We start from the raw sequence: 11,465 nt of genomic DNA, 5'->3' as shown, positions 1-11,465 counted from the left end.
GATGGGTTTGCGCCGTTCCTTAGAAAGCTCAGGTTGGCTGCCGATTGCGATAACTAGAGCAGCGATCGAGCAAGGACGCGAGTTGCCGGCCGCGTGGAACGCCGATTCGGAGCTTGAGAAACCGGCTCGAGTGGGAATCCTTCGATCTTAGCTGCGCTAGCCTTCGAAACACGTCGGGACGAGCGGCGGGCTCTGGCGCTTTGCGCTCGCCCCCGGTTGTCGGTTGTGCGGCGGTATGGGAAAAATGTTCCACAATTGGCCCAATGTTCCGCGAACGATCTACCCAGCGAACGCTCGGACTGCCGAAGCCCACCGGTTGGCCGGAGGCTCCACCGGCGAGAGCATGGAGCCACGACAAGTAAGATCACAAACGAGTTTTAGCCTCCGGAACCCTGCGGTTCTCATACGCGCTAACGGCGAAGCCTTAGTCGGCGCCACAGCCAAGAAGGTTTAATCCATGTGGGCCTTATTTGTCTGGAACGCGACGCAGATGAGTGCTTCAACATTGTCTCCGTTCATTGATGTGATGTATCTTATAGATGATCCTCTTGTGCGGTCGTATGCCGGAGTGGCTTTTGCAAGTTTGTGGGTCCCCGCTATGGGCGAAATTCGCAACTTCAGATCCGGGAATAACGGTGGGCCCCCTACGCATGGCATCGGGCCTCGTCGTCTCGCAGCGATCATCGTCGGTGACATAGCATCCTACAGTCGCTTAATGCAGACTGACGAGGAGGGCACGCACGTACGTGTCAAGCGGATCGAGCGGGACCTCATCCAGCCCAGCATCATCGAGCATCATGGAAGTCTCGTGAAGACGACGGGCGATGGCTTCATTGCCATTTTCGACAGCCCTGTTGAAGCCGTCCGATGCAGCATAGTCATCCAGCAGAACCTTGTCGGCCGTAACGCCTCGCTTCCAAAGGAATCCCGCATCGAATACCGGATCGGCGTCAATCTTGGCGATGTCATCGTTGAGTCGGACGATGTCTACGGGGATGGCGTCAACATCGCCTCACGCATCGAGGGCATTGCCGAGCCTGGTCAGGTCTACATCTCGGGGGCGATCTATGAACAGATCAAGCACAAGGTGGTGTGCGGCTATGAATCGCTAGGCGACCGCAAGGTCAAAAACATCACCGATCCGGTGCGCGTCTATCGCGTCCTGCCGGACGCGGATGCGATCGGCAAAACCCGGGGTCGGCGCGAGAATACCTTGATCTTCCTCCTGAGCCTCACGGTTATGGTGATTGCCGCCGGCGTGCTTTGGTATCTGCTGACGCAGCCGCCCGGCAGGGTGGGTGAGCAGGCCTCGGTGCCCACCCCTTCTCCGGTCGCGCCACCAAGCCCACAAGCTCCGCCGCGCGAGGCCGCGACGCAAACGCCGCAGCCTTCTCCCTCGTTGGCTTCGTCACCACCCTCGCCCGCTCCGACGCCAAGTCAATCGGCAACTCCCGTTCGCGAACCCGAGATGCTTGCGATTCTGCGGCGGCAGCTTTGCGATGGGAAGCAATGACGATCCGACCGAGCGTCCTGTCCACCAGGTTACGATTAAGCCGTTCTTGATCGGCAAATATCCAGTGACCGTTCAGGAATGGAACGAGTGCGCCGCTGCAAAGGCGTGCGGCTTCACGGCCATTGGCAAAGACGATGCGCCAGTCAGTAATGTGAGCTGGACCGACGCACAACAATATGCTGCCTATCTCGCCCAAGCGACCAAGAAGACTTATCGGCTTCCCACCGAAGCTGAATGGGAATATGCCGCGCGGGGCGGAACGCAGACCAAATATTGGTGGGGCGACAAGCTGCAGACGGGCGTGGCCGGTTGCAAGGATTGCGGTGATCTCGCGTCCGAGCAGCCAGCCAAGGTCGGTAGCTTCAGGCCGAATCCGTTCGGGCTCCACGACATGGGTGGCGGCGTCGATCAGTGGGTCGAGGACTGCTGGCACAAAACCTACCAGGGCGCGCCCGTTGACGGCTCGGCATGGAGCAGCGGGGACTGCAGCGCGCATGTCCTGCGCTCGGGCTCCTGGAAGAACGATTCGAGATATGTGCGGCCGTCCAATCGCGATAGCTACGACACCAATGTCCGCTATCCCACGCACGGATTCCGCGTGGTGCTCAGTCCTTAACTGGTGGAGCTGGTTTGATGCAGATCCTTCGTTGCGTCGCGCTGGCAGCGGCGCTCGCCTTACTTCCGGGAGTAGCCTTTTCGCAAGGCAAGACGGCTCCCAAGGACGCAAAGCTCTACTTCATCACCCCGCATGACGGGCAGAAGGTCCGCGGCGGATTCTCGGTTCGGTTCGGGTTGCGCAACATGGGAGTGACCCATGCCGGCGACGAGTATCAGAACGCCGGCCATCATCATTTGCTAGTCGACGTTAACGACCCCGTCGATCCCAAGGAGCCGATCCCACAGGACAAATCGCATCTGCATTTCGGGGCAGGACAGACCGAAACATTTCTCGAGCTCCCGCCCGGGGCTCACACCCTGCAACTAGTGCTGGGCGACGCGAGGCACTATCCGTTCGAGCCGCCTCTCGTATCGGAAAAGATCACCGTCCGGGTTAGACAGTCGGCGACAGCGAAGCAATAGGTCGCAACCCTTCATGAAGCCGGAGGTTGGTCATGCAGAGACAGAATTCAGTCGAGAGTTCAAGATCGGAGCGGTCAAGCTTATCAGGCAACGCGCTGTCGATGGCGCAAGCAGGCCGTCATCTGGGCGTTCATGAGAACGTGCTGCGCAATTGGTGAAGGAGTTCGGCTCCGGCTGCCATTCCTTAAATTCTCCGCTACTTCAGCAGCACCGATCACTCCACGCGATCAGCGGTAGTGACAGCCAGATCGCGCCGGAGCCGAAGTTTTCCGCGTCTATCCCGGACCGCGCAGCAATCGCCCTGTTCGCGGTCACGTTGACGTTGCCGGTCGCCATCGCCTGGACCAGCGCGGCCACTAGGCCGGCATTGCCCGCCTTGACGTCGCGGTTCGCCACCGCCATCACATCGCCGGTCAGCGACTGCACCACGACGTCGATCCCGTTCTTGCCGGCCGTCAGCGCTCTTTCCCCACCACGTTCAGCGCGTGATCGAGAACGTGCTCGTCTGTCGTGCGCGCTTCGAAGACAACGAAATGGTCGCCGGGAAGTCCGAGCAGCGCGTGGTCACGCACGAGGTCGGCACAGCGACACCCGTGGCGGCCGCAGCACCTACTCCCTAGTCAACGCCGCCGGGGCTGGGCGCGGCGCTGCGAGGTTCGGTGCTGCGGCTTCCACGCGAGTGCAGTCGCGTAGCCAGGTGTCACCCTCCTTCCATCGTGATCAGATTGCGGCCTTCAGGTACGGGCCCGCCAAGGCTCTTGCGAAGGCCCAGATCTGTATTGTGCAGCACCAGCACGAGACGCACTCGGGACGGCCAACAGCTCGATCACATTGCCAGCGGCGACTCGACCTTCCCGCCGCCGGCCCGGGACGCCTTTGCATTAACAGCGTCACGAGCTCGCCGCACCGGTAGCAATCGTGTCACGGTAACGGCGCTGTGTTCGCACATGCCGGACATAGCCGAACCGGAGGGACCGCAAGCAGGTGCTGCTGGTAGCCCCGCGCAACGGGGGCTCGTGATGACGACCATGATTTTCATGACGCCGACCTCACGCGATCTTTCGCGAGCGCATCGCAGAACAGCGCGTAGCACTGATGGTCGCAGTAAGGAAGGTGGGTCCCGATCTCGCGGAGATAGCTGCCGCCGATCGGCTCGCAGCACTGCATGCACCGGGTGTGCCGGAGGGGCGTCCGGCCGTTGACCAGTAAGAACGCGAGTCTCATGTGGCGCCTCCCAAAGCGAAGCAGTAAACGCTGTCCAACGGAGAGAGTGCGGGCGGTGGAGCGCAAAGATGGTTGCGGCCGTCCGGATTGTCCCTGTTTCGCTCGACTTTTTGCGGTGGGATCAGAATGTATCTGCCGTCCTCTCTTCGCCGTGCATAGATCTGGCCGTCGACGTATTTGATATCGGTCGGATAGCAATCTGCGCTGTTGCAGCAACTGAGGCCTGGATTGTCCGGCATGTGCCAGGTCGAATAGAATCTTTCGTGCAGCGCCTGGTCCTGAGGTGGGTGCTGGCCATGAACGGCCCCTTGTCTCGTCTCCTGCGCTTGGACTGTCGCAGTGCAGCCGAGGAGAATCATCGAGCAGAAGAGCTTGCACGAGCGGTTCAACGCGCGGGCTCCCGGGGTTCAGATTCACTGAAGGATGTCAACTCTCCAACTCAGCCTCACGCGGCCTGAGCCCGAAACAACCACCGGCGGTCGCGTTCGCGGCGGGAGCGGAAGCGATCGACGCACTTCTTCGAGCAGAGCGCGGTGCGCCAGGAATAATAGCGAATCAGACCAAACTTGCCGCCACACAGCGCACAGCGCTTGACTGAAGAGCAACGCTCGGACTCGGATAGGCGAGGCTCAGGAAGTTCCGATGTATTGCACATTGTTGTCTCGCTTGGTTGTTTGCGCTCTTGCTTGTTCGTTCCCTTCGACTTCCCGGGTCGTGAATTGCCGCGATCGCGGCTTTTGTCGAGAGATGCAGCGGCCTTTCGTTGGTCGTGCCCCTGTCGGTGAGACACCTCCGCCGTATGGTTCAGACCCGGTCCTCGTACAATCGCTGCGTTCGGCTGGTCGTCACTCCCGATGGTTATGACGCTAGTTCGCCGGGCAGGAGGGGCTCAATTGTACGGAGGTAAATGCCCGACATGACTAGGAATGGAGGAGCTATACCTAGGTTTACCCCGTAGTCGCCCGGGGCTCTCGCGCTGGTTCATGTTCAACGAGACGGCGCACACTGCGTCAGTTGCACGGCCAGCGCGCGAAGATTGCCTCGTACAGCGTGCTTGATGCTCCGCAGTCGACAGGACAGTGAGCAGTCATTCCAAGGCGAACGTCGTACCTGCTCGATCGGACGTTGGCTGGAATTGCTCCTCAGGCGGCGACGTGCTCTACTTGTCTTCACGCAGAGAGCGCCGGGAGCGTCTGCGATGAAGCCGGGCCGAGCAGCAGCGTTCGGGAAGTCAGCCGCGCAATTTCTCGTCGGCTGCGTCAGGCGAACTGTCACTGCTAAGCCGCGCACTGAGTCCGGTGAAGCCGGTCTGCCGGAGGCGGTCAAGCAGTGGCAGCAAGTCTTCGAGCACAACCCCGTCATGTACTTCATGGTCGACCCGAGCGGAACTGTGATCAACGTGAACACGTTCGGCGCGGCGCAACTGGGCTATACCGCTGCGGAACTGATCGGCCGGTCGGTGCTGGATGTCTTTTTCGAGGAGGATCGCGACTTCGTCCGCGCGTGTCGCGCTGTGCCTTACGACAGTCGATCAGTCCCACACTTGGGAGATCCGGAAGGTTCGCAAGGACGGCTCGGTGCTATGGGTGCGCGAGAACGCCAAGACCATGCTGCGGGCGGATGGCGGGCCGATCGTGCTGGTCGCCTGCGAGAACATTACCGAGCGCAAGGAAGCAGAGAATGCGCTGCGACAGAGCGAGGCTTACCTCGCGCAGGCGCAGGAATTGAGCCACACCGGCAGTTTCGGGTGGACGGCTGCAACCGGCGAGATCACGTGGTCTAACGAGACCTATCGCATCTTCCAGTGCGACGAGGGGACCGGGCCAGCGATCCCTTTCATGCTCCAGCGGATCCATCCGGAGGACCGGCTCGCAGTGCAGCGGACCACCGGCCGGGCGGCTCTGGAGGGAAAAGATTACGATCACGAATACCGGCTTCTAATGCCCGATGGGTCCATCAAGTACGTCCGAGCGGTAGCACGGGCGATGCGAGATTCCAGCGGTCGCGTCGAGTTCGTCGGATCGGTGACCGACATCACGGCAACCAAAGAGGCAGAACGAAGGCTTCGTGAGAGCGAGCAGCGCTTTCGCGACTACGCCGAGACCGCGTCCGACTGGTTCTGGGAGACGGGGCCAGACCATCGTATCACTCTGATATCGGAACACTCCGATACCATGACCGCCCCCGCGGGCCTGATCGGCCTAACACGCTGGGACATTGCTCCGAACGCCGATCTCGAGCCCGAAAAATGGCGGCAACATCGGACGGCGCTCGACGCCCACGTCCCATTCCGCGACTTGGTGTATCGCAGCATAGACCGCAACGGGCAGCCGATCTACGTCCGAACGAGCGGCAAGCCGTTCTTTGACGCCGGCGGAGGTTTTCTGGGTTATCGTGGCGTCTGCACCGACGTGACCGCGGCCATCCGGGCCGATCAGGCCGAAGACGCTCTGCGCAACGCTCAAGCCGAGCTCGCCCACGTGACTCGCGTCACGACATTGGGCGAGCTCACGGCTTCAATTGCCCACGAAATTAACCAGCCCCTCGCCGCCGTGATCGCAAACGCCGACGCCTGCCTCGCCTGGCTGCAGCGCAGCCCGCCCGATCTCAAGGGGGCGCATCGCTCGGTCGAGTGGATCATCGAGGACGGCAAGCGTGCCAGCGACGTTATTCGTCACGTTCGCGCGCTCGCCAAGCGATCCGACGTCGAGATGGTTTCGCTCGACGCCAACACGGTCGTACGCGAGGCCGTCGCGCTCGTTCAGCGCGAGATGGCCAGCCATGCCGTGTCGGTGCGAATGGAGCTGTCGTCGGCACTGCCCAGGATCTTTGGAGATAGAATCCAATTGCAACAGGTCCTAATCAACCTGATCATGAACGGGATCGAGGCCATGGAAGGCGTCCATAATCGACCGCGGGAGCTGGCGATCCATTCGGCCGCGAACGGCGACGGCGCGGCGCTGGTGAGCGTTTCCGACTGCGGCGTCGGCATCTGTGAACAGGCAATGGACCGCCTGTTCACGCCGTTCTTTACTACGAAATCCTCTGGGATGGGCATGGGGCTGTCAATCTGCCGCTCCATTATCGAGGCCCATGGCGGACGACTTTCCGCCATGCCGAACCAGGAGCGCGGCGCGACTTTTCAGTTCATTCTGCCGCTCCATCGGGAGGACGCATTGTGACCGAGCGCGCGGAGCCTTCGTCGCCGCAGGGCGAGGGCGATCAGCCCATCGTCTTCATCGTCGACGACGACGCGTCCATGCGGCGCGCGCTCACCAATCTGTTCGAGTCGGTCGGTCTCAAGGTCGAAGCATTCGGCTCGGCGCCGCAACTACTGCAGGCCAAGCCGCCAGAGGTCCCCAGTTGCCTGGTGCTCGACATCCGCCTGCCCGGAGCGAGCGGCTTTGAGCTGCAGACCGATCTTGCCAAGGCAAATATCCATACGCCCATCATCTTCCTCACCGGTCATGGCGATATTCCCATGACCGTTCGGGCCATGAAGAGCGGCGCGATCGACTTCCTGACCAAGCCCGTTCGCGACCAGGACATCCTGGACGCGGTCCAGGCCGCGATCGAGCGAGACCGCAAGCGCCGCGATTTCAACAAGACCATCTCAAGCGTCAGATCACGCTTCGAGTCACTCACCTCACGGGAGCGGGACGTGTTGTCGCTGGTAACGTCGGGACTGATGAACAAGCAAGTGGCGGCCCAGCTGGGTTTGGCGGAAATCACTGTCAAAATCTATCGCGGCCAGATCATGCGGAAAATGGGTGCGAAATCGCTGGCCGACCTCGTGAGGATGAGCGAGGCGCTCGGGATTCTGACCCAGTAAGCCCGACGTACAAACCTAAGTATGAGTTTCCAATGGTGACCGGCAGGTTCACCTTGCACGTTTATGTGCGGCCGTAGCGACGGCAAGCGCATCCCGGGCGAGGAGCGGACGTCTTGTCAGTGGCTTCGGTGATTTCGGTGCTTGATGATGATCCCTACGTGCGGGCCGCGATCAACAATGTCTTGGAATCCCGCGGATACATCGTCCACACATTCGCCTCCGCCGAGGAGTTTTTGAGGTCGACCGATTCGAACGATACCTCCTGCGTGATCGCGGACGTGCAGATGCCATTCGTAACCGGCATCGATCTGCTGAGGCAGATGCGCGCCCAAGGTTCGGTTACGCCGTTCATCTTCATCTCGGCTTTCCCGGATGAGAGCGTGCGGGTGCGTGCGCTCGAAGCCGGGGCAATCTGTTTCCTAGGTAAGCCGTTCGCCGCCTCGGATCTGATGCACTGCCTGGAGCGAGCGCTGGCAGCAGGTGAGAGATCATAGAGCAATTGCCTGGCGCGAGAACAACCCAGGAAAAGCCCCGCTTCTCGCGAAGGCCTTTCCACGAAGTAGTCGCGTACGCGGCCTCCTGGATGAGATCGGATGACCTGACGGCATACGAAGCGCGCCGTTAGCCTCGATCCACCTTGATGTTTGCCGCCTTGACAATTGGCCACCATCGCTCGCGAGTGTGGAATCTCGCCGTCTTTCGCGCGGTCCTAGTGACGCGACGGATGGTCGAGGACCTGCAGACATCAATAATGCTAGAGGCTAAAGGCCAAAAACCATAGGCGCTGCGTGACATTGCTGACGAGATCATCGTTTACGATTCCATGAATGGCGGATTTGATCCCCAACAGCCTCGCGAAGTTCGAGCTGATCGCCGGTTTCAACACGCATGAGCCTCCTTGCTCTCTGCATCCGGTGTGCTGAGAGCTGGTGAAGTAGCAGCCCCGCATGTCTATTTTGCCAAAAGCAGCGGCAGATGCCAGCGGGGATTGACCGGGTGGTTTGTCATTGACGGCAACATGACCCGGTTTCGAGCGAGCTTCGGCTGAGGATGGCCAAGAAGGGAGTCTCCGATTCTATTCAACGACCTCATCGGCGAGTGCCAGAAGCGACGGAGGCACGGCGATGCCAAGCGATCTTACCGTTCTTTGATTGATCACGAGGAGGGATCTACTTGCCAGCGGGATCGGCAGTCACCGGGATTGGCGCCCTTGAAAATCTTTCCCGCATACGCCCCAGCGTTGCGCCATCCTTCCATCGGGTCGGTTGACAGCGACTTGGGCGTTGTGATCGATTCCCGATGGAGCTTGAGGCAGAGGCTTTCGACCTCCTCGAGGCCGCTTGCCGCAGGCAGAACCTCCCGGCCGATGTCCGTGTGAAATCGAGGTCCCGCGACAGGTTCTTGGATATCTCCGCGACCAGGGGATCATGGTTGCCATGAACGAGGGCGGCGCCTGCGGCAGGCTCCGCGCGAACCGGCCCAAAGGGAAGGCGAAGCCAACGTCCAGCGACACAAGACGGGCTAATAGGCGCTCGCGGATGCAACTAATCTTCAGAGCTGTGGAGAACGAGCAAAAATAAGACCATTCCCCTTCAGCCCGAGCCGGCAGTATGGCTGGCACTTCCGTGCACTGCATCACAATTGGCTGGCGGTCATGTGGATAAAGCGGGCGGAAAGACACTTCAGCTGCGCTTTACGGATTTGTTGGTCGCGGCTCTCTCCAGGAATTCCAGCATGGAGGGTGCCACGTCCTCGAACTCGACGAAGCGACGGCGCAGCTCATCCGCAATATCCGCGGTCACATCGCGCGACCATCCCTCGGTCGTATTGAAGGCGACGATGCGAGCTGGACGAATGTAATGACCTTCGATCAGGTGCCGCAGCAGAGTCGCACGATTGCCATCCTCTTCTGCCGTTTCGCACCAAGCCCGCCCGAGACGGCCGCCAAAGTCCTCAAGCACAATGTAGACATCGTGGTTTGCCGCACTCTGCGGCACGATGGATGGAGAGTGAGCCATGAGAACGCCGCTGGCTAGAGTTCCCTTCAGGACCGAACCTGCCTCCAAACGGTCGAAAAGGCCACGGCTAAAAAGGGTTAGCCGCTCCAAGTGCCGGCCATAGCGAAATAGGCCAAACCGAGCATGTCGGAGCCCCGACACGGCGCCGGCGTCTGCGTGTCGGTGGCCGCTGTCTTGGCCTCTTGAGTCATGGTAACGGAATCGCGACGGTAGCTCGGCGCCTCTGAGGTTAGTATTGCCGGGCTGGTATTTCATCCCGTATCTTGGCAATTTCAGTTTCGCCAGATTGGCTGCGCCGAGGTGTGAGGCCGAGAGAGGTGTCAATCGGCCTGCAAATTTGGCTCTGACGCAATTTTGGTGCATCAGTGATCATGTATCACCGATCAAGCGGGCCTGAAGCAAGGTCGAGCTTGGCGCGCCCGTACATCTGACGCTTGACGAGCTTGAGCTTGGTAATCTGGCCTTCGGTCTGCCCGTTGGACCAAGATGTTGTAATCGCAGCGTTCATGGCGGCCTTTTCTTTGGTGATGCCGTTGGCGAAGGACGGCGACGAGACTTGCGCATGCTCGAGTCAAGATTCACGCGAGCTTTCTTGCGGACCATCGTGTGGAAAGCAGTGATGATCTCGCGAGCTTCCACCAAGAGAGGAACGCCTTGCTCGATCGCCGCGACGGTAACGGTCTCAGACTTTGATAACGCGTGGCGGCCATTGGTCATCAGGCGGGCGATAGTTCTGGAGGACAGCACGCGCTGTAGACTTTGAGCATCGGGCGTTTCAGCGCGCCGCCGGCGTGTCGCCCACTCTCTAACAACCCGCTCAGAGCCCCTAAAGCCGAGCACCTTGAGGCGACGGTGTGCGGGTCACCGTGGTGTCCACGATCGCGAGCCAGCCGCCGATGATCGGCGACGAGCCGCCCGAGCTAAGATCGGCCGCCATCCGTCCGAACGCCCGCCTGCGCGCGAGCGGGAGTCCCGCTATCACACCCAGCAGCTCCCAGAGCATCAGACCGCCGCGGTACCGAAGGGAAATGATAGCGTTCTCGAGAACTGAGTCCCGCGCGAGAATAAGGGCATTTAGCGAATAAGCCCGGCATTTGCGCCCGGCTGATCGCAAGTAAGCTCCGGCGGACCTCGTTGACAATCGGGTGCTAGGCAGAAGCTTGCTTCATAAACTCGCGTTTGAACGCCACTACTACCTTTTTCGTTCTCGGTAGATTTCTTTTAGCCACACCCAGGCACCGTGACCGACGAAGAAGTCACCTGTCTGCACGCCCATGACAGCAACATCAGCCGCTATCGACGGCTGCTTAAGACCAATGTCTCAGACGTTACGATTTTTGGAACAGCCCCTGAGCAAGGAAAACTCGGCTGTCGAGAGCCTGGGTCGTCCAGCTTCCATGCCAGACATTGGGCAAAGTCGACCACTTTACGCGGGTGCGTTTTGAGTTTTGGTCACTACTCACAAATGGCAACATTGGAACTACCGCACTGGCTGATCATTGCGGGGCCCCTGCTGGTGGGCGCTGGCTTGCCCTACTCAGCAGAGGGAAAGCGGTCGAACTCGATCGACCGCCGGACGAGCCGATCGATCTCTCGACTTTGCCGCTCCTCAACTTCAATTCAAACAAGGCTAGTCACCCCGAAGAGGCAGCCGCGCGCCGTCGCTATCCTGTTGCGCCACTGGAATGACAAAGGTCACGTGCAGGGTAATCGGCCCCCTCGAACCGTCGAGCAAGACGCGAAGCCTACTTCGCGTAGCGCCGAACCCGAGAACGACACCTTGCTTGCCGCTGAGACG

General features: G+C 60.4%; 8 protein-coding genes and 3 pseudogenes. 7 read left to right on the top strand and 4 right to left on the bottom strand.

What is annotated here, in order from left to right; translation table 11 throughout:
• Window positions 1–598: 598 nt before the first annotated feature.
• Together AB8Z38_RS34175 and AB8Z38_RS34170 are read left to right on the top strand one after the other, a co-directional pair.
• Window positions 599–2,129: pseudogene (locus AB8Z38_RS34175) on the top strand (SUMF1/EgtB/PvdO family nonheme iron enzyme).
• A 17-nt stretch (window positions 2,130–2,146) separates the two neighbouring features.
• Entirely contained in the window at window positions 2,147–2,593 is a 447-nt protein-coding gene (locus AB8Z38_RS34170; protein ID WP_369721945.1) for a DUF4399 domain-containing protein, read from the top strand.
• A gap of 201 nt (window positions 2,594–2,794) precedes the next feature.
• Here AB8Z38_RS34170 and AB8Z38_RS34165 read toward each other — a convergent pair whose 3' ends face one another.
• On the bottom strand, window positions 2,795–3,022 hold the full coding sequence (locus AB8Z38_RS34165; RefSeq protein WP_369721944.1) for a hypothetical protein: 228 nt from the start codon (window positions 3,020–3,022) through the stop codon (window positions 2,795–2,797).
• Between the two features lie 606 nt (window positions 3,023–3,628).
• Window positions 3,629–3,817 (bottom strand): hypothetical protein, encoded by a 189-nt coding sequence (locus AB8Z38_RS34160; RefSeq protein ID WP_369721943.1) that lies wholly within the window; start codon window positions 3,815–3,817, stop codon window positions 3,629–3,631.
• Window positions 3,818–4,874: 1,057 nt separating this feature from the next.
• On the opposite strand from AB8Z38_RS34160, the pseudogene AB8Z38_RS34155 reads away from it, so the two are divergent.
• The 4 genes and pseudogenes from AB8Z38_RS34155 to AB8Z38_RS34140 form a co-directional block, all read left to right on the top strand.
• Window positions 4,875–5,261 (top strand): annotated as a pseudogene (locus tag AB8Z38_RS34155) (PAS domain S-box protein); the annotation flags it as partial.
• 22 nt (window positions 5,262–5,283) lie between these two features.
• Window positions 5,284–6,999: a PAS domain S-box protein gene (locus tag AB8Z38_RS34150; RefSeq protein WP_369721942.1), complete on the top strand. Its 1,716-nt coding sequence runs from the start codon at window positions 5,284–5,286 to the stop codon at window positions 6,997–6,999.
• Entirely contained in the window at window positions 6,996–7,649 is a 654-nt protein-coding gene (locus AB8Z38_RS34145) for a response regulator transcription factor (RefSeq protein WP_369721941.1), read from the top strand. Before AB8Z38_RS34150 ends, AB8Z38_RS34145 begins: the two co-directional genes overlap by 4 nt.
• Before the next feature lie 113 nt (window positions 7,650–7,762).
• Window positions 7,763–8,143 carry a response regulator transcription factor gene (locus AB8Z38_RS34140; RefSeq protein WP_369721940.1) on the top strand — a complete coding sequence of 127 codons (381 nt, stop codon included), beginning with the start codon at window positions 7,763–7,765 and terminating at the stop codon, window positions 8,141–8,143.
• Between the two features lie 1,188 nt (window positions 8,144–9,331).
• Here AB8Z38_RS34140 and AB8Z38_RS34135 read toward each other — a convergent pair.
• Window positions 9,332–9,757, bottom strand: coding sequence for a hypothetical protein (locus tag AB8Z38_RS34135; RefSeq protein WP_369721939.1), 426 nt, complete (start codon window positions 9,755–9,757; stop codon window positions 9,332–9,334).
• Between the two features lie 286 nt (window positions 9,758–10,043).
• Window positions 10,044–10,175 (bottom strand): hypothetical protein, encoded by a 132-nt coding sequence (locus tag AB8Z38_RS34130; protein ID WP_369721938.1) that lies wholly within the window; start codon window positions 10,173–10,175, stop codon window positions 10,044–10,046.
• 343 nt (window positions 10,176–10,518) lie between these two features.
• Here AB8Z38_RS34130 and AB8Z38_RS34125 point away from each other — a divergent pair.
• Window positions 10,519–10,718 (top strand): annotated as a pseudogene (locus AB8Z38_RS34125) (NYN domain-containing protein); the annotation flags it as partial.
• Between the last annotated feature and the right edge of the window lie 747 nt (window positions 10,719–11,465).

Origin of the sequence: Bradyrhizobium sp. LLZ17 (genome assembly GCF_041200145.1) — a bacterium.
Classification (GTDB): Bacteria; Pseudomonadota; Alphaproteobacteria; order Rhizobiales; family Xanthobacteraceae; genus Bradyrhizobium.
Note: the sequence above shows the minus strand (reverse complement) of the source record. Positions and strands in the feature narration are given on the sequence as shown.

What these genes read in the sequence shown, in the direction of transcription:
- AB8Z38_RS34170 (WP_369721945.1), top strand. Translation starts at nt 2,147, where the DNA reads ATGCAGATCCTTCGTTGCGTCGCGCTGGCAGCGGCGCTCGCCTTACTT.
- AB8Z38_RS34160 (WP_369721943.1), bottom strand. Translation starts at nt 3,817, where the DNA reads ATGAGACTCGCGTTCTTACTGGTCAACGGCCGGACGCCCCTCCGGCAC.
- AB8Z38_RS34150 (WP_369721942.1), top strand. Translation starts at nt 5,284, where the DNA reads ATGTCTTTTTCGAGGAGGATCGCGACTTCGTCCGCGCGTGTCGCGCTG.
- AB8Z38_RS34130 (WP_369721938.1), bottom strand. Translation starts at nt 10,175, where the DNA reads ATGAACGCTGCGATTACAACATCTTGGTCCAACGGGCAGACCGAAGGC.